Source organism: Paenibacillus sp. CF095, from assembly GCF_900101225.1.
GTDB lineage: Bacteria > Bacillota > Bacilli > Paenibacillales > Paenibacillaceae > Paenibacillus.
This window is the reverse complement of the sequence record NZ_FMZN01000002.1, coordinates 194,253-217,878: the sequence shown is the minus strand read 5'-3', so window position 1 is coordinate 217,878 and position 23,626 is coordinate 194,253. Positions and strand designations below refer to the sequence as shown.

The 23,626-nt window shown below is 45.9% G+C and carries 16 protein-coding genes; 4 read left to right on the top strand and 12 right to left on the bottom strand.

Annotated features, from left to right (window positions below):
* Nucleotides 1-212: 212 nt before the first annotated feature.
* The gene (locus tag BLS69_RS20265) at nucleotides 213-1,364 is read left to right on the top strand and encodes a VanZ family protein (RefSeq protein ID WP_091035559.1); all 1,152 of its coding nucleotides are present in this window, start codon (nucleotides 213-215) and stop codon (nucleotides 1,362-1,364) included.
* A 172-nt stretch (nucleotides 1,365-1,536) separates the two neighbouring features.
* On the opposite strand, the gene BLS69_RS20260 is transcribed toward BLS69_RS20265, so the two are convergent.
* The 7 genes from BLS69_RS20260 to BLS69_RS20230 all read right to left on the bottom strand — a co-directional run bounded on the left by BLS69_RS20260 (nucleotide 1,537) and on the right by BLS69_RS20230 (nucleotide 9,061).
* The gene (locus tag BLS69_RS20260) at nucleotides 1,537-2,994 is read right to left on the bottom strand and encodes a carboxylesterase/lipase family protein (protein ID WP_091035556.1); all 1,458 of its coding nucleotides are present in this window, start codon (nucleotides 2,992-2,994) and stop codon (nucleotides 1,537-1,539) included.
* 279 nt (nucleotides 2,995-3,273) lie between these two features.
* Complete coding sequence (locus BLS69_RS20255; RefSeq protein WP_091035553.1) at nucleotides 3,274-4,368, bottom strand: metallophosphoesterase family protein; 1,095 nt, start codon at nucleotides 4,366-4,368, stop codon at nucleotides 3,274-3,276.
* Nucleotides 4,368-4,706 (bottom strand): DMT family transporter, encoded by a 339-nt coding sequence (locus BLS69_RS20250; protein WP_083684565.1) that lies wholly within the window; start codon nucleotides 4,704-4,706, stop codon nucleotides 4,368-4,370. The genes BLS69_RS20255 and BLS69_RS20250 overlap by 1 nt, the downstream gene beginning before the upstream one ends.
* The gene (locus tag BLS69_RS20245) at nucleotides 4,703-5,473 is read right to left on the bottom strand and encodes an HAD family hydrolase (RefSeq protein WP_091035551.1); all 771 of its coding nucleotides are present in this window, start codon (nucleotides 5,471-5,473) and stop codon (nucleotides 4,703-4,705) included. The genes BLS69_RS20250 and BLS69_RS20245 overlap by 4 nt, the downstream gene beginning before the upstream one ends.
* Before the next feature lie 160 nt (nucleotides 5,474-5,633).
* Nucleotides 5,634-7,007, bottom strand: coding sequence for an ABC transporter substrate-binding protein (locus tag BLS69_RS20240; RefSeq protein WP_091035548.1), 1,374 nt, complete (start codon nucleotides 7,005-7,007; stop codon nucleotides 5,634-5,636).
* Between the two features lie 273 nt (nucleotides 7,008-7,280).
* Nucleotides 7,281-8,126: a carbohydrate ABC transporter permease gene (locus BLS69_RS20235; RefSeq protein WP_256332367.1), complete on the bottom strand. Its 846-nt coding sequence runs from the start codon at nucleotides 8,124-8,126 to the stop codon at nucleotides 7,281-7,283.
* Nucleotides 8,127-8,185: 59 nt separating this feature from the next.
* Entirely contained in the window at nucleotides 8,186-9,061 is an 876-nt protein-coding gene (locus BLS69_RS20230; protein WP_036671737.1) for a carbohydrate ABC transporter permease, read from the bottom strand.
* 198 nt (nucleotides 9,062-9,259) lie between these two features.
* On the opposite strand from BLS69_RS20230, the gene BLS69_RS20225 reads away from it, so the two are divergent.
* On the top strand, nucleotides 9,260-9,832 hold the full coding sequence (locus BLS69_RS20225) for a GbsR/MarR family transcriptional regulator (protein ID WP_091035545.1): 573 nt from the start codon (nucleotides 9,260-9,262) through the stop codon (nucleotides 9,830-9,832).
* Nucleotides 9,833-10,073: 241 nt separating this feature from the next.
* Here BLS69_RS20225 and BLS69_RS20220 read toward each other — a convergent pair whose 3' ends face one another.
* The 3 genes from BLS69_RS20220 to BLS69_RS20210 form a co-directional block, all read right to left on the bottom strand.
* The gene (locus BLS69_RS20220; RefSeq protein ID WP_091035542.1) at nucleotides 10,074-13,607 is read right to left on the bottom strand and encodes an S-layer homology domain-containing protein; all 3,534 of its coding nucleotides are present in this window, start codon (nucleotides 13,605-13,607) and stop codon (nucleotides 10,074-10,076) included.
* Between the two features lie 394 nt (nucleotides 13,608-14,001).
* Complete coding sequence (locus BLS69_RS20215; protein ID WP_091035538.1) at nucleotides 14,002-18,033, bottom strand: S-layer homology domain-containing protein; 4,032 nt, start codon at nucleotides 18,031-18,033, stop codon at nucleotides 14,002-14,004.
* A 228-nt stretch (nucleotides 18,034-18,261) separates the two neighbouring features.
* A complete protein-coding gene (locus BLS69_RS20210; RefSeq protein WP_091035535.1) occupies nucleotides 18,262-19,005 on the bottom strand; it encodes an SDR family oxidoreductase in 744 nt (247 codons plus the stop codon).
* Nucleotides 19,006-19,245: 240 nt separating this feature from the next.
* Here BLS69_RS20210 and BLS69_RS20205 point away from each other — a divergent pair, with 240 nt between their 5' ends.
* Together BLS69_RS20205 and BLS69_RS20200 are read left to right on the top strand one after the other, a co-directional pair.
* Complete coding sequence (locus BLS69_RS20205; RefSeq protein ID WP_091035531.1) at nucleotides 19,246-19,620, top strand: winged helix-turn-helix transcriptional regulator; 375 nt, start codon at nucleotides 19,246-19,248, stop codon at nucleotides 19,618-19,620.
* Between the two features lie 182 nt (nucleotides 19,621-19,802).
* Entirely contained in the window at nucleotides 19,803-20,849 is a 1,047-nt protein-coding gene (locus BLS69_RS20200; RefSeq protein ID WP_091035528.1) for a CdaR family transcriptional regulator, read from the top strand.
* Nucleotides 20,850-20,984: 135 nt separating this feature from the next.
* Here BLS69_RS20200 and BLS69_RS20195 read toward each other — a convergent pair whose 3' ends face one another.
* Together BLS69_RS20195 and BLS69_RS20190 are read right to left on the bottom strand one after the other, a co-directional pair.
* Nucleotides 20,985-22,151 carry a glycerate kinase gene (locus BLS69_RS20195; protein WP_091035525.1) on the bottom strand — a complete coding sequence of 389 codons (1,167 nt, stop codon included), beginning with the start codon at nucleotides 22,149-22,151 and terminating at the stop codon, nucleotides 20,985-20,987.
* A gap of 22 nt (nucleotides 22,152-22,173) precedes the next feature.
* Nucleotides 22,174-23,469 (bottom strand): GntP family permease, encoded by a 1,296-nt coding sequence (locus tag BLS69_RS20190; protein ID WP_091035522.1) that lies wholly within the window; start codon nucleotides 23,467-23,469, stop codon nucleotides 22,174-22,176.
* Nucleotides 23,470-23,626 lie beyond the last annotated feature (157 nt).

The following is a 23,626-nucleotide window of genomic DNA, read 5'->3' as shown; positions in this document are numbered from 1 at the left end:
GATTGGCATTCCCGCAAGTATACGGGATTTCGGCGGTATATTCCATACGCTTGGTCACTGCATGGATGGATTTAAACCAAATTTAAGGTTCATGCATCCCTCACTTTAAGGGTAACTACTTATAATGTAACTAATAGATACGCACTACACATACATGAATTTTTCTGTTTCTATGAATGTTATTATATTTAATACCAAAGGAGTTCCTACTCATGTCCTCATATGTTTTCCCTGTGCAAACGGCTTTTTTGATCTTTGTTGTTGCGGCCATGTTTTTGCTGGTGCCTTGGTTGATCTATGGTTATCGCAAAGACGGCTTCTTCAGTTGGTCACGGTTTGGCGTGAGCTTTTCTTTTATCTTTTATATTCTAGCTGCCTATTGCCTCGTTATTCTTCCGTTTCCGACTACGCGAGATACCTGTGCGCAGCAAGCCGCTGACACGATCTACTACAATCTGGTTCCATTCACTTTTGTCAAAGACATTATGAAAGAAACACCCATTGTATGGTCTCAGCCATCTAGTTATATCGGAATGATTCAGGGCAGAGCCTTCTTGCAAGTTCTATTTAACGTCCTGCTTCTTATGCCGCTGGGTGTATATATCCGTTATTTTTTTCAAAAAAGAGTCTTCTGGAAGTACGCCCTGCTAGGTGGATTCGGGCTCTCCTTATTCTTCGAGATCACCCAGATCACCGGATTCTACGGGTATTATAATTGTCCTTACCGTCTCTTTGATGTAGATGATCTGTTATTGAATACTTCAGGAGCGGTCATTGGATTCTTCACAGCGCCCATCCTGCTTGCTTTATTCCCATCACGTGCAAGCATTCAGGCGAAGAGCGAACAGATCGTGGAGCAAAACCAAGTGTATGTTATGCCTCAATTGCTCGCGTTAATTATCGATGGAGTCGTTGTTGTCTTCCTCTCGAATCTGATTTCGATCTTCACAGCATCTGATGTGATCAGTGATGCGCTAAGTACATCCATTGCTATGGTCATTGTGCTGTTCTTCATCCCTTGGGTAAGAAATGGGGTAACTCCAGGCTCAATTATCTTGCGATTCCGCTATGTAGATCATCAGACCGGCACACCCACCAGTGAATCGTTATTCAAAAGATTTGCCGCACTCTATGTTCCATGGCTGCTAGTTACGATCATTCGCCTGGTCAACGATTATGCTTTTTCAGGTAATCAGGATGTTATGCTCCAGCCTTATCAAATATTGCTTTCCCTAGGAACAGTCGGTGTCTATATGTTGGTCTATGCCGTGCTCTTCATTCATGTCTTAATTGTGCTGTTCTCCCGTGGAAAACGTTCCTTCTACTTCGATGAGGTGTCACGCACGCGTGCCTCTCGTAAATAATGTTTGGAGTATAACAATGCAATGCATAATGTATCCCCCTAATTGGTACTTACGTTCTGCTTACTCTCCAGCCGGATTACAAAAAGAGGAGGTTCATTCTGAGAATGAACCTCCTCTTTTGATTAAGCGTATAGCAGTTATTCAGAGTATCCATTCAAATAATCGGCTTGGATTATAACCCTAACAGCTCTCGCTTGGCTGCATCCGGATCATGTAAGACCTCAATCTCATGGTTGAAGATTAGTGTCGCACGATCCTGCTCATATTCAGGCCAGTTCACACCTGCAACTTCAGGTTGGCCATTCTTGGCAAAGGATATCCAGGCATCCTGTACCTTGAGGGCAAGTGCCGCCGCAGCTTCATCCGGCTCCGCATTCATGAATTTGAGGACATGCAGTGTATTAAACACAAAGAACATCTCGATGCTGTGAATCGCTCTTTTTAACAAGGGATGTTCCGGCATCACCCAATCAAAACGATACATCCACACTGGGGCATACTTCTGCTGTGCCGCAGCATATTGCAGCGCTGACCGCCAGAAGAACATATCGGTCATCACTTGGGCTTGTCCATCTGCCGTTTTCGGATAACTATCCGCGATGGCTACCCGGTTCTCCAGATCTGGTGTCATAAAGTCTACGCCCTGAACCATATCGATTTCTTTTGAAAAAGGCACATGCGGCTGGATGAACAGTGCACCCTCGTGCAATGTCGTACCAATCAGCACCGGAATATCCTGCGCTGAACCTTCGCTCACCGCCTGAAGTGGCACCTGTGGTAATGTATGCCCATCCAATACAGGTTGGAACAATAATGCCATACCTGCCCCGCTCTGCTGTTTGACCGTTTCACCCGCTGCTATAATCTGCTCTACAGGAATTGTATTTAACCTCTGCAGGTTGTCCCGCTCCACCCCAAGAATCTTTAACATCCCTTCCCGCAACGCTGAAGCTTGCTCTGCCGGCATGAACTGGGATGCACCGCTCTCCATAATGGCACGTTGGAACAGTCCTTTGGCCGCTGGCATCGCCATCAGTGCTGCAATACTCATACTGCCCGCTGATTCGCCGAACACCGTAACTTGATCCGGGTTACCACCAAAAGCAGAGATATTATCCTTCACCCACTGTAATGCCGCAACCTGATCCAGCAGACCTGCATTGGATACATATGAATCACCTAATGGAGCCATATGCAGGAAACCCAAAGGTCCTAATCGGTAGTTGATCGTCACAACGATGACGTCCCCCCGAACCGCTAACTGTGTACCATCATACATCGGCTGGCTACCTGAACCTGATACAAAGGAGCCACCGTGAATCCATACCATGACCGGCAATGGTGTTGCTTCTTTTTCCTTAGGTGCCCAGATGTTCAGATATAGACTATCTTCTGACTCACTCGGAATTTCTGTCAGGCCTTCTGGTTGATGATTTCGAGGTTGTATATTCTCAGGTCCAAATTGAGTGGCCTGTCTGATTCCATCCCATGACTCGGGCTGTACCGGAGCCTTGAAACGCAGCTCACCTACCGGAGGTTTCGCATAGGGAATGCCTTTCCATACGCTTGCATCGTGCAAAAGTTCGCCTTGAACGGTACCATATGTCGTTTGAACCTGAAGTTCTCTCATGCCGGTTCTACTTCCTCTCCGTAAATAGGTTAAATTAACGAGTATGTACATATCATGTGTACTTATTTGAGTATAGTTTGTAATCATACCCATTTACAACTTTACCCAGCTCTAGCCTCACCTGCTACGTTTCACGTGGAACTTTATGGGGTGGATGATCTGAACATAACTTTAAGATGGACACCAAAAAGGCCACCCTTTGAGCAAAGTCATCAAGTTTAACTTTTCTTAATGGCATTGACCCTTAGCATGCCCCTTTCCCGTTGACTATCCAAATAACTACCCTTCTACAGGATATGACACTGTAAACTCAACACCTTCAATCCATTCGCCCGCGACAAAGTCCCGTCCCTTCACAACCACTCGATCCTTATATATCTCCACATGAAGTCCTTCACTGCCCTCCAGATGCTCATCCTCATCTGTCCAGAGATAACCTACAGAGGACGCATTAAACATGGTTGGCATGTGCCCCGCACCATCGTACATCGTATGCTTTGCTTCAAGTTGCCAATGGGTATGTCCCGAGAAAAGGATCGCTTGCGGGTATTTAGCCAGAACGGCCTTAAGTTCTGCATCCTGATTCACACCATACCAGCCTTGTTCCTTCAGCGATCCTGCTACCGTATCCATGAGTGGCTGGTGCAAGAACAGGAAGATGGGATGATCTGGCGTTGCATGCTCAGACAATTTCGCATCCAGCCACTCCAATTGTTCAGCCGACATATCACAATCCTTCGGATGAGGTTGCTCGGTGCCCAGGAAAATATAATGATAACCATCAATCCAGTGATCGTGGTAAGAGCCCTTCATGCCGGTTATTGCTTCAAAATCACTCAATCGACGTTGCCATAACCCGGCGACTGTAATGGGGTCGACTCCTGAAGAGATCGGTCCCTCATCCTGACCCTCCTGCTCCGGAGGTGCAGCCGACAACGTATATGTCCCGACGGATAGTTGCTCAATCAGTGCAGCTGATTCAGCAGCGGTTTGTTTTGTTACCAGCTCCATTTCTGCTTCCTGCTCCAATAACTCAGCTACTTCGTCCTCTTTCATCTCAAGCAAAACGATCGGTGGATCTTGCCATACCACGGCTCCAATATCATGATTACCTACCGTGTATCTGATGTCAGGCAAGCTCTCCGCATGTTGCTTCCATATGCGTTGCAACTCACGATATTCGCTCGGCAGACCTCGATCCGTCACATCGCCCACATGCATAATCCCGCTGCTCCCCTGACTAAATGTAGCTATGTCGGCTAATGCTTGGTCCAGATGCCGGTTATGAATATGGTCTGCCTCTTCTCGCACATGTGTGTCCGTAATAACCTGGAAGCTGGCAATAGGTTGCTCCGGTGTATGTTCATTTTTCATCAAGAATCACTCCATTTCAGTCCAATAATGCCAATCAGAATAAAACCGATCCATACCATCGACGTGAGCCGCAGACGTTCACCAAAAAAGTAATGCCCTACAACGCCAATGAGCGTAATGCCCACCCCAGACCAGATCGCATAAGCTACAGCCAGCGGCATATACTTCACTGCAAAATTAAGAAAAGTAAAACTTGCGCCATAACAGACAAACATCAACACCGAAGGCCATAACCGCGAGAACCCATCCGATACTTTTAGCAAAATGGTAGCACTAAGCTCCAGCCCGATAGCCAGTGCCAACAGTACCCAGCCCAAGTAGGCGTGACTGTTCGTCATCGATTCAGCCCACCATTCAGCAATTCATGGAAGGATTGAATCGTTCTATCGGCCAAGTGGATTCTTCCCGGTTCTCCAATGGCAATCCTGTACCCCGCACCAGCGGTTCGTGCCATCTCCATGTCTCCGTCCGTATCTCCAATGACCACAGTATGCTGCACAGATACACCCAACCGTTCACAGGCAAGCAGTAGCATATCGGGAAATGGCTTCCCCCGTTCCACCAGATCTGTACCAATCACCACGTCAAAAAAGGAATCCAACCCCATCCACTGTAAATGTTTAATTGCACTTGGTGTATCATCTGCCGTCACAACACCCATAACCACGCCTTCGCTACGGCACTGTTCAAGGAATCTTTGAACTCCCGGTAACGGACGTGCCGGACGATGCTGTTCCATCTCTTCCTCCGCTCGCGCCAAACACTCCCGAACCATGATCTTGGCTTCCGCCCAGCTGAGACCCGCACGATATCCATGCCACGTCAGCACGGCATACACTTCATCCATCGTGCCCATCGCAAGTGGCCCCCGCACGTCATACCCATTCATCCGGCCTTGGTCATCGTGGAATGTACCCCAGATCTGTGGGAATTCCTCTGTATCGATACGAAGTCCCCTGGTCGCCAACTGGTCTCTGAAGTCGTTCAACACACAATCGGTCCAGAACCCCCACATGCCCGTAAAATCAAGTAATGTCCCGTCCTTGTCGAACAAAACGGCTTCAATCGGATTTGATAATCCATCCACATACGTTTCATCTTGCATTGGTCAAACTCCTTGTCTGCAATCTTTATGAACGGAAAGGACGGTACAGCATGTACCGCCCTTTCCGCTTGAGTTACTTATAGTGATTATTGATACGTTATGTTTACAATCCGGTCAGGTTCACGACCGAGTCTCTTGGAAACAGGTCTTGTCGATATCGTTATTTCGTTACACGATCCAGTTCCTTCTGCGCTTTCTCTTTTGCTTCCTTCAGTGCTTGTTCCGCTGGCATATTATTGATCTGTACCTGATCAGCTGCATCCTTCAATGCATCATTGATCTTGCCACCCGTTGGATCCTGGAATGGAGCCGAGGCGTGAGCTGCTTGTTGCAATGGTACCGTGATCTGTGGATTTTCCTCACTGAACTTCATGAACTCTGGATCTTGTTGAGCAGATTGACGTACTGCGATATATCCGGTGTTCATGGACCATGAAGCTGTGTTTGAAGTTTCAGAGAAATACGTAAGCCATTTGTATGCTGCCTGCTGTTGCTCTGGACTTGCTGCTGACGGAATACCTGCCGATATGGCACTTGCTACCGGTTTTCCTTCACCAATACCTTCCCAGCCTGGTTGTTGCATTGCAGCGACTACGCTAAAGTCCAAGTCACCTTGGTCACCACTAGATCCGGTGTAACCTGCTGCTTTATTTTTCATCACATCATCAATCGTTTTGTACCAGTACTCCCAGCCCTGACCTCCATAATGAATGCCCATAATCTTGTCTTCGTTAATCCATTTACGGAACAAGTCCCATGTCTCGATCCATTCCGGGGAGTCGATCATAACGGTTTTGCCATCGTCGCTAAGAATCTGTCCGCCCTTACCCAGCACGGCATCAATCATATTTTCTCTACCCCACATCGGTTCCCAACCGTAGAAGGTGGTCTTGCCATTTTCTTGTTTGCTTATCTTCGCAGCCGCCTCAGCCAGCTTCTCCCATGTCGTCAGAGTTGCTGGGTCAATTCCGTTCTCCTTGAACGTATCCATACGGTAATACATGATTTGAGTTGTACCGTACATTGGCAAAAAGTATTGCTTTCCATCCACCTGTCCCTGGTTCAGGAATGTCTGAATGAAGTCGTCTTTCTTAAAATTCGGATCAGCGGCAATCATCTCATCCATGGGTGCATAATATCCTTTACGTGCCCAGTCTATATTGGAGCTGAGTACAGCGGCTGGAACCTTCTTGGAAGCAATCGCTGCTTGCAGCTTCTGTTCCGTTTCCGTGTAATCTGCTTGTACAATTCCTTTTACAACGACTTCGTTCTGGGAGGCGTTGAACGCATCAATCGTCTTTTTCATGTTATCGCCCAGATTACCACCCAGACCATACCAGAACTCAATCTCCACTGGATCTTTCGCCTGAGCTTCGGTTCCACTGGCAGCAGCCGTAGTGCTTGATTCTGCGGGTGCTTGCGTTCCACAAGCGGTCAGCAGTGCAAAGCTGGTCGCGAGTACCAGCGACATGCCACCCTTCCAGTTCAACCTCAATCTCTTTTTCCATGTCATGCTTGCCTGACTCCAATTCATTGTTGTTCCTCCCGTTTTAGGTGAATGGTAGTTTGCATAAATTGAACTAAAAAATATTTACACTAGCCACTCCAATGACAGAACAACCTTCCGATCGCTGTTATCCCCAGATTTTTTTGATTCCTTTTTATAAAGGTAAAATCCGGGGATAAGCGTATGCTTCCGATGTAGCTTTCTTGCAGAAAGCTTTTAGGCGAGCGCTTCGCTTCTTCAGATTATTTCTGTCCTCTCCGTTTTGTGTAAATTTCAATTTATATAGTAGGGTAGTTAATATCAGTTCTTGTTCACACCAGCCGTGATATTCACGCTCTGCATAATGGTCTTCTGGGTGAACAGGAAGAGAATAAGTAAGGGTGCGATGGTGAAGGCACTCGCAGCCATAATCTGTGGCCAAGCCAGTCCATATGCCCCCCCTTCTACAAAGAAGCTGCGCAGACCCGCCGATACCAGCTGTAAATCAGGGTCTTTGGTGATGAGCATAGGCCAGAAATAGTTGTTGTACTGTTCAATAAACGTAATCAGAACCATCACAGCGAAGCTTGAGCGAACAAGCGGCGTGATAATCGTCCAGAGAATCCGGAAGTGGGATGCACCGTCCAGCTGTCCGGCTTCCACCAATTCATGCGATACCTGCATGAAAGCCTGCCGGATCAGAAAGATCGAGAACACGCTGACACAGTTGGATACAATCAAGCCTGTGTAGGAATCTAGCAGATTAAGTTCGCTAAGCACCAGGTAACTAGGCAGATACACGGCTGTACTTGGTATCATATAACCCACCAGAATCAGGGATGTCAGTACACCTTTGAGACGGAATTTCATATGTGTCAGGGCGTACGCCATCATACTGGAGTTGACGACCTGAAATAGACAGATGGCTAAGGCCACCCCGGTACTGTTCAGGATGTAACGGGCAAATGGTGCCGCATTCCAGGCATCCACATAGTTGCTCCACAGGAAAGTCTCCGGCCAGAAGGTCGGCGGAAACTGCCAGATCTCATCATTGGTTTTGAACCCGCTAATGACCATCCAATAGAAGGGAAAAGCTGTACCTAGCGCGATAACGGCTAACAGGAGGTAGCGGATCAATTTACTTATTTTAAAATTCGGTTGTGACACATTCTGCAACTCCTTGCGCTTCATCCGTTTAGACTTTTTGTTAGGCAATGTCATTGTCATTAGTAGTGCACCAGACGTCTGCCAAGCAGGAAGGATACACCCGACAGCAACACGCAGATCAGAATAATCACAACGGCGATGGACGAAGCCTCACCTACATTAAAGGATTCGAATGCAGACTGGTAATACATGTACAGCAACGTTCTCGTTGATCCCGCCGGTCCACCCTGCGTCATGACATTGATCTGGTCATAGGCTTGCAAGGACTGGATTGTAAGAATAATCGATAGAAAGAATGTTGTTGGTGAGATCAGCGGCAATGTGATACTTCTGAACTTGTCCCAACCGTTGGCTCCATCGATTGAAGCTGCTTCAAGCAGATCGGACGGTAGATTTCGTAGCGCAACGAGATAAAATACCATTGCCCATCCTATCGACTTCCAGAGCGTGACAATCAGAACAGCAACCAACGCCCAGTCCGCGTCACGCAACCAGCCGATCGGAGATACGCCAACCCAGCCCAGCATCAGATTAGCGAGTCCGACTTCTGGCTCAAAGATCCAGGACCACGCAATGGATACCGCAACTGTCGGGGTGACCCAAGGTGAGAATAGTAATGTCCGGAAGATGCCGGATGATTTGATTTTGCTATTCATGAGCATCGCAAGCGCCAATCCGCCCACAATGGTTGGTATTACACTGCCCAATCCGAATAACAAGGTGACTTTCAGTGATCGATAGAATTCAGAGTTTGTAAGCAGATAACTGTAATTGTCCAAACCAACAAACAGCTTGTCCGGGCTCATAAAGTCCCAATCGGTGAAACTGAGATAAACGATATATCCCAGAGGTCCCAGCCAGAAGATCAGCAATGGGATAAGAGCTGGCAGCGTGAATAGTACCGCCTCAGACTCCCTCCATAGTTTTAAACGCAAATCCCCCACTCCTTACTGTCCAATTTTTCTTTAATGATTGGGAATTTTTGAGTATAATCAGCTTTATATTTATTCTGTACAAAATTGATTGTACACTCGTATTGAAAATTCTAATTCCGGCTTATGTTAAAATTGGAGCAAGTCATGTAAAATATGAGGCAGCTAGTGGGAACGCTATCATAAACCAGAGGTGACATTGTGGGAAAAGAAACTGCCGGGAACCCGAATCATTCTTCGTTACCTGATCGGCATGCGCTGAGGGAGAGAGTCATTGAGGCCATCGCCAATACGATGGATCTATATGGGGTTAATCATACGTTTGGCAAATTATACGGCATCATGTATTTTGAAGATCGACCGATGACACTTGAAGAGATGAAGAATTCAATGAATATGAGCAAGAGCAACATGAGCTATGCGGTTCGGTCACTTACGGAGTCACAGATGATCTATAAACTGGAGGAAAAGAAGGAGCGCCAGGATCAATATCTGGCTGAGACCGACTTTTATCGTACATTTCAGAATTTCTTTGGAGCCAAGCTCCAACGGGAAGTAGATGTCATGTTAGAAGGCATTCGTGAGGTCATTCCTGACCTGTCGGCCATGATCCTTTCGGAACATACCTCGTCCAAAGATCGAGATGATGCACTGCGTGATCTGCACAAACTCCAACACGCAGAGCAGTATTACGTCTGGCTCCAAGGATTCGTGGATCAGTTGCAGGACGGTAAATTTTACGAGAATGCTGCACACACGCCCGATAAAGAGTAGTACAACTGCGTAAACAGAATAACTAATAGGTGACCCAGGGGCGCTAACGAACCTAGACGATCTGACGCACCATTGTTGAGTCACACTAAACCGCAAAAAGGAGCTGTTCCTAGCCAATATATGGCTTTTGGAACAGCTCTTTTTTTATTCTATCTATTGTATTGTCATATCCTATCCGTCATTAGGGGTTCTCTTTTCCATATGCAACTGCGTTAATGGCCCCTTTTTTCTTTTAAAAATATTACTTTTGCGCTGCAGCTTCGATATCAGCATATGCCCAGTGCGTTGCTGGTACATCACTGAACGTTGGCGTAGCCGCGCCAGTTAGTGGTGTGCGGTTGAACAATACGTTCAACACTTTCACCGCTTCAGCACGTGTCAACTCGGCATTCGGTTTGAATGTACCATCGTTGTAACCAACCATCAGGCCAGCGGATTGCACGTATGCAATCGCATCTGCTGCCCACAGGTCTGTGGATACGTCTGTGAAGGAAACTGCTGGACCATTCACGGTTGTTGCACTGGCTTGTTGCTGCATCCAGCGATACGCAATTGCCGCCATCTGGGCACGAGTAATCGAACCTTCCGGTGCAAATTGAGTGTTGCTCATGCCGTTCATGATACCAGCGGATTGTGCTTTTTGAATCTCACTTGTTGCCCAGTGTGTCGCAGATACATCCTTGTAACTCACGCTATTCGCGGAACCTGCTGCCGCTTCAGTTGGAAGATTGCGAGCCAGCATAGCTGCCATCTGTGCACGTGTTACGAATGCATCCGGACGGAAATCTGCACCGAAACCTTGGATGTACGGCTGATGTTTACTTTGTGAAACTTTCAGCCCGTCCACCACAACGAGGGTGAATGTACTGAATTTTGTTACGGTGAACTCAATGCCTTCGCTGTTATCCACGAGTTGCACCAGTTTGCCTTGAATCAATTCTTTTGTGCCGTCACTGTGCTCGATGTAGATCGCCAGGTTATCCAAAGCCTGCTGACGAGCAACCGGATCGGTCGGCAGACTATCACGCAGTGGCAATGTCAACGTCACTTCGCGGCTCTGCATATTTGTCTCGATCTCTACCGGACGAGCCAGTACGCGCACATTCGCATTCGGAGCAATCTGTTGAATCAACTGCTCTTTCTTCGCACGCTCTTCGACTTCTTTGCGCTCCGATTCTTTTTTCAGTGGAACTACGCGGAAGTACAAATCTTGATCAAATCCAGCGATGGAATTCGTCGGAACGGAAATCACTGCATTTTCAGTGGAAATTTCGAGTTTCAGCGAACCATCATTCAATTCTTTCACGGCTGCCTTAGGCAGTTCAATACGTGTCTCGGACACAGAATCTTTGGTGTCTGGAATAACAATGCGTGCAGTGTTCATGTTCAATTGCTTCGCTTTTTCCACCGATTCCTTGGCAATTGCTTCGGTCATTTTCACCAAATCTTTAATGATGCCATTCGTTTCCGTGGTACGGGTAATCGGTGTCTTGGTTAGGTTCGTGCCGTTCGCTCCATTAACGTCAACCACGATCTGTTCTTGTTTCGTTGTTGGTGCAGGTGTAGATGTTACAGGTGTAGTCGTAGAAGATCCGCCACCTGTGCTTCCACCCGGGTTAGGGGTTGGAGTATTGGATGTAAACGTAAGTGTTGTCCATTTCCATACCGGTGTGTTGCCTTTGGCTCTTACACGAACCACAATGGTTTGGTTCCCCTCGAATCGATCTGTACTGGTAAATTTATTCCAAGTCACCCCATGATCTTTGGAGTATTCCATCGTTTCATCTGCGCCGATAACAACATTGGCTGTGTCATCAGCAGAAACATTGGGCGCTGGGGGAGCAAAGAACAAGTTAAATGCTCTTTGAATATCATTAATTTTCTCATATCCTCCAATAGGTCGTTCACTAAACATCCATTCTGCAAGCTTTTGCTGCTGCTCCATATCCTCTGATATGTCATTTAATCGGTTCAGTTGCAGCGGGAATTCTTGAAGCATTACTTCAGGATATTGATTCATATACATTTCTGTCTGCACTTGCATCATGTAGTAAAACGTTAAATGCTGCCATGCCTCATTTGCAGACGAAGCTTGATTAATTGAAGGCAGCTCTCCAGATATCATAAACAATAAACTGACATCACTATCATTGTTCATCGTGACAGAACTCATCTTCGCAATATAAGCAATCATCCGTTGATCTGCTTCATTAGCTTTCAGATAAAAATCAGCTGCTGCCTTGAAGAGTCCAAAATCTTTTTGTGAGAAGAGACCCGGGCCTTCTAACAAAATCTGTTGGTAGAAAGTTTGTAATTCATAAGCCATTTCACGATAATCTAACCGATAGGCTTTGAGTGCCTTGGCACTCGCATCTACAATAAATTGGACCTGATCTCCATTATAGGAATTCGAATCGGGTATCAACTGCACTAATGTAGCAGCAACTGTATTTTGCTCTTCTTCAGTCAAATCACCAAACGAGCCGGGCTGAGTCAGCAAATCCGAGTTTCTCAACAGAGATAATATTGCATCCCGATCTTTGGCAAGTATAGCTTCATTTAATTGTGTCAAAGACTCTTTTGCAGGTGTATCAAAAAATTGGTCAAAATATTTCTGTGCCGTACTGTATGTCTCATAGCCATTACCCGGTTTTTTCAGCAGCATCCAGTCTGCAAGCTTCTCCATTTCAGTCATGTCGGAAGAAACGCTTTGCATTTTACTAAAATCAAGCGGGAATGTACCAACAAGGGTCTCTTTATCTGTACCTTTAAACTCCTCTGCTTGTTGTTGAAGGTTGTATAATTCCTTTAGCGCTTTAATCATTTCACTCTGTGTTGAGGCATTCGTAATTTTGGTAATTTGGAATGGAGCCATCGAAAGATTCATCACTGATTCTTCAAGGGATGGGTTACTAGTAATTCGTTGTAACTTAATTTTGAATGCCAGCACATTCCGCTCCAGATCAGAAGCATCAAAATATTGATCTAGCATCGGTTTAATCATATTCAGATATTCAGGACTAACCGACGCTGCAAAAGTAAAAGATCTGTCGTAATAAATACTCAATCTTTCTTGGACATCGGACAATTCATTTGCCTTCATTACTGAAATACCTTGTTGAATATAATCGACCAAAAGTTGAACCTCAAGATTACTCTGATATCCATTAACAGGTTCATTCATTTGTCCCGCTAAAGTTACCAGTGCATTCTGCTCTTCCAGGGGTAGAGATTCAAAATCCGGCGTCGTCGTAATAAAATTTTCATTTTTGAACAGTTCAGCTATTTTAGCTGCGTCAAAATTTTGACCAATGGCGTTATTAAACTCACCCAACGGTGTAGTAAATTTGATGGATTGCATCTGATATGCAAAATCCGAGTAACGATCCTGAACAATTACGTTAAAATAGTAGGTCTCACCTTCTGTTAAGTTAGTAACTATTCTAGAAAATGATCCATCTGTAGATTCTGAACCAGAAATCCAATTGCCATAAGCATGATCAACTGAGCTATTGTTGATTTCGTTCGCGTCCGTAAGATCAGAATTTTGGGAAAAGAAAACCCGATAACTCAATTCATGTGATGCAGTATTATCGGATTGAGCATATTCCCATTTAACCTCTACCGAATTATCGTCCACACCCTTCACCGTTATTAAACCATTATTGCCGGGTACCGGATACGATGCTCCTGCACTAACCTTTCCTGCTGGCGCCAGCCATGGAGCTACCAACACCAAAATGAGCAACATGCTCATTATTTTTCTGTACTGCATATTTCTCTTTCCTCCCTAATCTCGCTTTATGAAATATAGGCCAATTGTAGTACACAACTCTGAACGGATTCTGAACAATAGAGCAAATAAAAGGTTTTAAATCCATTTTTATATACATAATTCGCGTTAAAAAACATTTTTTTCGTCATTATTCAACATTTAAAGTGAAATATATAATATCTAAGACCTACAAAAATGCATCACGTAAGATTAGATTCAATAAACTAGCCTAATGAATTGAACAAATAGATCACAGAAACACATCTTAGGAATATCCGTTCTTCGAATTTCATTAGAACAAAGAAAGACCACCTATTGGGGTGGTCTTCTTTGTCTATCTTATCAGCTATTCGAAACCAAGCTAAAAGCTAAGCTCCTCAATCCTGCACTAATATTACTTCTGCGCAGCAGCTTCGATATCTGCATATGCCCAGTGTGTTACTGGTACATCACTAAACGTTGGCGTAACTGCGGCAGTGAGTGGTGTGCGGTTGAACAATACGTTCAACACTTTCACCGCTTCCGCACGCGTCAGCTTGCTGTTCGGTTTGAATGTACCGTCGTTGTATCCGACCATCAGGCCAGCATTTTGCACGTATGCAATCGCATCTGCTGCCCACAGGTCTGCGGGTACATCTGTGAAGGAAACTGCTGTGCCATTCACGGTTGCTGCGCTCGCTTGTTGCTGCATCCAGCGATACGCAATGGTGGCCATCTGTGCACGGGTGATCGAACCTTCCGGTGCAAATTGGGTGTTGCTCATGCCGTTCATGATACCTGCGGATTGCGCTTTTTGAATTTCACTTGTTGCCCAGTGTGTCGCAGATACATCCTTGTAGCTCACGTTATTAGTGGAGCCTGCTGCCGCTTCAGTTGAAAGATTGCGAGCCAGCATGGCTGCCATCTGTGCACGTGTTACGAATGCATCCGGACGGAAATCTGCACCGAAACCTTGGATGTACGGCTGATGTTTACTTTGTGAAACTTTCAGCCCGTCCACCACAACGAGGGTGAATGTACTGAATTTGGTTACGGTAAACTCAATGCCTTCGCTGTTATCCGCGAGTTGCACCAGTTTGCCTTGAATCAATTCTTTTGTGCCGTCACTGTGCTCGATGTAGATCGCCAGGTTATCCAAAGCCTGCTGACGAGCAACCGGATCGGTCGGCAGACTATCACGCAGTGGCAATGTCAACGTCACTTCGCGGCTCTGCATATTTGTCTCGATCTCTACCGGACGAGCCAGTACGCGTACATTCGCATCCGGAGCAACCTGTTGAATCAACTGCTCTTTCTTCGCACGCTCTTCGACTTCTTTGCGCTCCGATTCTTTTTTCAGTGGAACTACGCGGAAGTACAGATCTTGATCGAATCCGGCGATGGAATTCGTCGGAACGGAAATCACTGCATTTTCAGTGGAAATTTCGAGTTTCAGCGAACCATCACTCAGTTCTTTCACGGCTGCCTTAGGCAGTTCAATACGTGTCTCTGACACGGAATCTTTGGTGTCTGGAATAACAATGCGTGCAGTGTTCATGTTCAATTGCTTCGCTTTTTCCACCGATTCCTTGGCAATCGCTTCGGTCAATTCCACCAAATCTTTAATGGTGCCGTTGGTTTCGGTTGTACGTGTGATTGGTGTCTTGGTCAGGTTCGTGCCGTTCGTTCCATTAACGTCAACCACGATCTGTTCTTGCTTCGTAGTTGGTGCAGGTGTAGATGTTACAGGTGAAGTCGTAGATGATCCGCCACCTGTGTTTCCACCCGGGTTAGGTGTTGGAGTATTACCATTATCTGTGCCGCTATCACCGTTCTGTGTGAAGACAAACTTCACGGCGCGGCCTGGCAGTTCATCGCTGATTGCTTTGTAACGAACCCATACTGTTTTGTTTCCACTAAGGTCGAGCTTATTAATGGAAGCAATATCAATCCAGTGCAACTTATTATCAAAGGAGATCTCCATCGTGTCGTCCAGACCTGTCAGGGTGTTATTGATGTCATTCCCCTTCACATCAGGAGCCGTAAAGAATCGGTTAAATACATATTGTAGATTACTAACATCCTCATAGCTGTCTTGCTCAGTGAGCAACCATTCCGCCAACTCCTTTTGGTCTTCAGGACTCAGCTCTGCTCTTCTGGATAGATCAAGGGCGCCTGTACGATCAAACTTGTATTTGTTGAAGAATGCTTCACCTGTAATGTAATCATTCATAGCTGAATCAAGCCATTGATTCATTCGATCAACCTTGGTAGCCTTATTGATAGACTGGTATGGCGTAGTCAAAAGCCCTAGCACTACCATAGGTTCAACAATATCTCCTTGGAAAGTCCCCTCTAACTTCTCGAAGGCCACCGAATACAAGTATCTGTAGGCAAACACACTTTTGTCTACTTCGTTGGTACGTTTCAAGTATTCTTGACCAATACTACGATATTCTTCGCTTTGTTGATCATTAAAGGACACTGGCAAATTCGCTAACTTCTGGGCAAGTGCATCCAGCTTGTTTTTAAGAGTAATAAGTTCTTTTTGCTCCCAAACCGATTGTGCGAGGACACCAAGTTCAATCATGTATTGAACCTGTTCTTTATTTTTGAACTCTTTACTTACATATTGAATCAGGAACCCTGCAATGAAATTTTTGACCTGCGGGGTTAGAGCACCGTAGCCATCAGGAAGAGTAATACCCAAATCTGGATTCTCCATAGCTACACGCATAGCCGCTCTGTCACCATTAGTTTTTGCAGTATTTAAGACAGTCAATGGGTCAGCTTCGTTGTCATCTGGGAAAAATTTATTAAATGCAGTCTGAATTGCTTCGAAACTTGCATATCCACCAAGTGGTCTCTCACTAAGCATATGGTCTGCCAATTGTTCTCGTTCTTCGGGTGTCAGATCATGCACTTTACCTACATTCAAAGGAAAGCTTCCGAGTGGCGTTTCCGGGTTATCAGAGTTGTACGACTCGATATCCGATTGAATGTCATACATTTTGAACAGCGATTCCAACATACTTTCTGTCGTTTCAGCCCTATTTATAAACGGTGTGTCATCCACTGCCGTCTCCATATAAGAAAGAATTTTTCTTATTTCCAGGTTCCCTCTGAGTTTATTTTCAAATAAAAAGACCGTCATACTTCTATCAATCGTATCTGATTGGAGATACAGGTTTATACGTTTATAGTATCTATCTTCGGCACCAGGATAATCAAAATGCTCTATCCGCTCAGCTAGTTTCTCATAAAACTCATCAAGTATTTCTCTTGGGGCTGATCCCTCGATTTTGCGAGGAAGTTCAAGTGCTTGAAGAGCCAATTGCACCATATATTGTACCTGTTCCTTATTCTCATACCCTTCACTAGTCGGTGGATCTATGCGTAATAAATGCTTTATGATGGCCTCCTGATCCTCGTTAGACAAAGATTTGAAATCGGGATCAGCTATGAAATTTTTGTTACTCAGTAACTCGATTAGTTCAGGAGTGAAATCTGTATTCTCCCCCTGATCCTTTCTTTTTTTGATATCGTTGAATTGCTCCAACAAGGCTGAACTATTGGGTTCGAAAAATTCATCAAATGCAGTTTGAACCTGGGATACTGTTTCATAACCGTTTTGCGGCTTATGATCAATCATCCATTGTGCAAGTTCTTCTCTCTTTTGATTATCGTATTCAATATCTTCCATCTTTTCCATCTGAACTGGAAAAGGGACTATACTGGAGTCCTCGGTACTCATCATTCTGGTCATTCGATTATGTTTCATGATGGAGTCAAGTGCTACGTTCATACCTGATACATCATTAGCAGTATTAATGGGTCGATATTCCTCGATTAATGTTTTCATCAAAGTAAGCTGTGAAACATAAGATACCGAAACTTGTGATCTGTTCATGGAAGCTCCAAACATAGCAATATTCTTAAACATTGGCTTATCAGCACCACTCAATATGCTGTAGCCAACACTGGCCTCTACCATGTACTGCGCTTCGTCGAAAGGTAGAAAGCCTTCTGCATGACTAAACAGACCATAGATCTCATCCAAAAGGTCCTGAGCATTATCTTCATTCATAAACTTAGGGATTTTTGACAAGTTATATAACATTGAGAAAACATACTCAACTTGGCTTTGACTCTCATAATCTGTTTCCCGTGGCAGCAAAAAAATCATTCCTCGTGCCAATTCTTTCTTCTGTTCATCATTCAGCAGGTTATAAGTGGTGGAGATATCGGTCATATCTATTAAACTGCCGCTCTCCAACAAGCTTTGAACATCTGAAATAGCTACATCGATATCATCATCTGAACTTCTGATGTAGTTAAGTTGGTCCAACGGAGTAACCGGGTCAGCACTTGCAACCCCACCAACGCTAACCACCTGTAATAACAAAACCGCAATTAAAAGGCAGCTTATCAGCTTTCTGTAATTCATGTACTTGAATCCTCCCTATCTCATGTTTTTTACATATAAATTCATTACCTCTGATACGTAAGGCCTATTGTATTGCACTGCAATAAACAGATTCTAAACAAAAATTGAAAATAAAAGGAAAAAGATCCACCCTATAGTACAAAAATAGGGTGGATCTCAAGTTTTTTCGCCATATTTCATCATTTTATTTTTAAAAAGTATTCTTTTAGACCTGTATAACTCAGGCTCTTAAATCAAGGTGTAGCCGCCATCCACATACAATGTGCTGCCGGTCGTGAATGTATTGGTCATCAGATACGTAACTGTATGTGCAATTTCTTCATTGTAGCCAACCCGCTTGAGCAGAGACAGCTTCTCATAATCTTTAAAATGATCACCACGCGGCGTCCCTTCTTGCCCCTCCCGCCAGATGGTCCCAGGGGATACAACATTCACACGAACCGGTGCCAGTTCCACCGCGAGTGCTTTACCCAGACTCTCGATTGCACCGTTACATGCGGCGTAGGAGGCACCACCATCCAGTGGTCGCTGGCTGAATCCACCAGACATTAACGTGATCGAGCCGGAAGCCGAAAGATACGGCGCTGCATATTTAGCCGCAAAGTATTGAGGCCAGAACTTGCCTTTGAAACAACTCTCTGCCGTCTCCCGATCCGAAGTCAGTGGGCCTCGAGTGTAGGCTGCTCCTGGGGTGAAGAGATGATCAAACATGCCGATTCGGGCGAAAAATGCTTCAAGCTGCTGCTCATCCTGATTATCCAATACATGAACGTCCACCAGCGTTTCTCCAGAAGCGCCTTTGCCTCCAACCTTTGTGATCTGTTCCCTCGCTTCCTCCAGTCTGGACGCCGATCTGCCTGCAATAATCACATCCGCACCTGCCTCTGCTGCCTGAATTGCCGTAGCCAGTCCGATACCTGAGCTTCCTCCGATAACAACGACCCGTTTATTCTCCAATGTATAGTGACTCATCTATGATCATCCTCTCATCTCCGGTTATGTATGTGCATGTTCGCTCACGTTGTGTTCATTATTCATGAAATGAAGAAGGTTGAATAGTACGCATTTACATCGTACCTAGTACGAATATTCGTACTATGGAGACAGAATCACAACGGTTTCTCCTCTCTTTTCACAGAGGTGGTCAAGCAGAGATTGCGAAAATCCGATATGATAGAGATACACATAGACGTATAAATCGAGGTGATTACTGTGGATTTAGAAGAACCAAGGTTACAAGGAGTACTGACAACACTGGAGACCATTAATGGGAAGTGGAAACCCCTTATCTTGTTTATTTTATTAAAGGAAGGTACGAAGCGATTCGGTGAACTGCGACGCATGATTCCTGATGTAGCCCAAGGCACGTTAACGAAACAACTACGCGAGCTGGAGCAGGATCGAATTATTGTGCGTACACTCTATGGGGATGTCCCACCCAAGGTGGAATACAGCCTGTCCGAACACGGTCAGACCATTGGGACGTTATTGGACGGCATGTGTGGTTGGGGCAAAGCACATCTGAACTACCTGAACAGTACACAAGGCATCATAACGGATAAGGGTAACGTGAACGAAGCGACTTGAACGCACAACTATATATGCAATGCCCAACAATTCCATGAACACCTTCAATTCGAACTGTCGTGTTTGTGTAAGCCTTACCATTCCTCTATAATTTCGTTCAGATGCACAATATGGTATCGGGCGGAATCATCATCAGAGAAGATGCGCATTTAGCACGATGAGATGGAAGGGGAGGAGCTTCGTTGTTGCAGCTTTCGGAAAAACAGGCACAGGATATCGTAGATAAAATGATGCAAGACATTCCATACAACATCAACATCATGAATGAGCATGGCATTATTATTGGAAGTGGTCAGAAGGAACGTGTGGGCACAGTTCATCAGGGCGCTGTCCGCGCATTAACAACAGGAAGCATGATCGAGGTTTGGCAGGATGGCATACTTGAGAAGATGGGCACCAACGAACCGATTCTAATCAATCAGCAGCATGTCGGAGTCATTGGCATATCCGGTCATCCGGATGAAGTTCGGCCTTTCTGCAACATCGTGCGTACTACCGTATCTCTCTTAATCGAACAGCGTAATCAAATGGAAAGTATGGCTCATGAAGCTTCACGTAAAAAAGCCTTTATCGAACGACTGCTCAATCAGCCGGGTTCATACTCACAAAAGGTCAAAAAGGAAGCCCTGCAATACCGTATTGATCTGCAATTGCCAACCATTCTTCTATATGTCCGTCTCCCCAAAAACTCCTTGGCCGCTGAGACGGAGGTTAACCGCATATTGCTCCAAGTCCCTTCATTCTCTATTGAAGGTGATGGTGATGATCAGATTATTCTGATCCAGAATGAAGCAGACGTTGATCGGATAATCCAGCGTTTGAGACAGATCACACCCACAGCATTCATCGCCGTCAGCCAAAAAGAAGCGAATATCGCCACCAGTTACGAACAGGCCCGGTCCGTGATGAACATTATGGTGGCACTTCAACCAGACTCGCCGATCATTCGGTATGAGGATGTACCCTTTCTGGTTCGATTCAGCGCGGCTGATCTAACACCTCATGCCAATATCATCAGCAAACTTGAGGATACAGTTGACCTGCTGGATACACTCCGCAGTTTTATCCAACATAACGGCAGTATGACCACGACAGCAGACCATCTCAATATTCACCGCAATACCCTTCAATATCGGCTCAAACGCATACAGACCCTTACGGGCAAAGATCCCCGTAATTTGCTGGAACTCATTGAACTTACACATGGACTACTCGCGTTCTACCAATAGCGTCAGAACAGCTTCGAGAATAGCAAAAGACGAGACACAGATCACCTGATTTCAGGCATATCCGTATCCCGTCTTTTTTACATTGCATTCCAATACGATCACGTAACTCCCCGTACGATCCCGATCGTCACTGATCTAAGATAGTAGACCCAGTTTCAGCACCCTGGCAATATTCTCAGTTGTACGCTCCACATTCTCAGGGCCTTCTTGCAATAACCGCTCCAGATCTGCTGCCCCGGGCACAATACCAAATATGGCATCAATGCCTTCCCCGTACAGGGTGTCGATTCCTTCGCCCACACAACCTGCAATGGCAATTACAGGTTTACCCGCTTCCTTGGCTGCCCGAGCAACGCCATAGGGGGTCTTGCCAAATTTCGTTTGAAAGTCGATACCGCCTTCGCCCGTAAATACGACATCCGCAGCAATTAATTTTTCACGCAACTCAGTGTATTCAATGACAATTTCAATGCCTTTACGCAACACTGCCTGTGTAAAAATCAAGAGTCCCGCACCCAGCCCGCCAGCCGCTCCGGCACCTGGCATATCACGGATATCTTTGTGCAACTGCTGTTTCACCACATCTGCATAATGGGACAGGTTCGCATCCAGTTGCTCAACCATCTCTGGGGTAGCCCCTTTTTGTGGCCCAAACACCCTTGATGCGCCATGCTCTCCACAGAGCGGATTGGTCACATCACAGGCGACAATGAACTCCACTTCCTGCAAACGCACATCCAGACCGGATACATCAATCTGAGTCAGTTGATCCAAAGCCCCGCCACCCCGCGCAAGCGGCTGACCCTGTTCATCCAGAAATTTCGCGCCAAGCGCTTCAGCCATGCCGGCACCACCATCGTTAGTTGCACTACCACCAATGCCGATGATGATTTTGCGTATGCCAAGGTCCAGACAAGCTCGAATCAACTCTCCCGTTCCATAGGTTGTCGTCTGTAGCGGATCTCGGGTTTCTTTGGTTACGAGATGTATGCCACTGGCCGATGCCATCTCGATGGCCGCCGTTGATCCGTCACCCAAAATGCCATACTGGGCAGTCACTGTCTGACCCAATGGTCCGCTTACCTCTTGCTGGTGAAGGGAACCGCCGGAAGCATCCACAAGGGACTGCACCGTGCCTTCCCCACCATCCGCCATGGGTACATGAATATATCCTGCGGTCGGATATATTTTACGCAATCCTTTTTCCATCGCGATACATACTTCTTTCGCTGTCATGCTTTCTTTAAACGAATCCGGTGCCAGAACAAATGTCTTCTCTCTAGTCCCTACAGTTTCTCTCATCTCTCTCACTCCATCCGTTAGATTAAAGGATAAATCCGTACAGTAACGTCGCTACGATAGCCATCGTGCCACCCACAATTGCCTCATATGGAATCACGCCCATCCGCTGACGAATCGTCATCTTCATGCTATCAGCCGACACGTGGAAGTAATTGCCTTGTGGCAGGGAATCAATGACAGTCGCACCCGTGTGCACCATAACTGCCGCTGCAAGCGGTGCCGTACCCATGTTCAGGATGGCATCACCGAAGGAGCCCGTTGCTAGAATAACACCTGTTGACGTCGAGGCCGTCGCTGCCGACATCAAAATACCCGCGATTGGTGCGAGGAAGGTACCGGATATTCCAGAGGCTTCAATCAGACCCACCACCTGACCTGACAGATCTGAAGCAGAGATGAGCCCTGCTATTCCGCCTGCACCTACCAGAATGAGCACAGTTGCGGTCATTTTGTTTAATCCCGCGGTTGTATACTTCACAATATTTCTGCCTTGCCCCATCGCCAGCATACCGATGATGCCTGCAATCGGCAGAATGTACATCGCATCCACTTTAAAAGTAGACAATGCTTCAATGCCCGCAATAGAACCTATGGGATTAATCATCAATAGGATGATCGCAACCAAAGGGGTAACAATGGCTTTGCCAAGTGGTGGATACTTCGATGTATCTACATTGCCCTGTTCGGCTTCCTGATCAGAAACCATAACCCCTTTGTTCTTGAGCATTGAAGCTACAAGAACAGTTACAATCAAACCGCAGATGGCTGGAATTACGCCTGCCAGCATAACGTTGCTCAGATCCAGATCGAATCCTCGCGCTGCTGCAATGGTATTGGGATTCGGGGAGATAATGTTTCCCGCCTTGCCTCCACCGGATAAGGCCAGCAGCAATGCCAATTTGGATATACCCATTTTATTACCTACAGACAATTCAATCGGTGCAACGATCAACACGGCTACGGGGATAAATACACCAACTGCGGTAATGATCATCGTAGCCAGCGCCAAGGCGAGAATGGCTTTGCTGCCGCCAAATTTCCGTACAATTGCCTGCGCTATCGTCTCTGCTGCTCCCGATTCCATCATCACACCCGCAAGCACCCCGGCTGCCAGTACACGCAGTACGGTTCCCATGACACTTTGTGTGCCATCTACCAGTATATTTACGGTCTCTTCCAGGTTAGCGCCGCCAATTAAAGCGCCTACAATTGCACCCAGAAATAAAGAATAGACCGGATTCAGCTTCCTCAAAATTAAAATGATGGCAATAGCCAGTCCTGCCAGCGCGCCAATCCAGCTAATTGTTAATGGTTCCATTGTCAATTGCCCCCCATGCACTTGTTGAACACGCTTTCATTATAGTTGCTGGAGGCGAGAATAAATATTGATGAAAGGACGAAATTCATTGTGCATTTGCACAATACGAAGGACAGACTATCCTCATCATCACCCTAGAGTACGTTTTCAAAGCTGA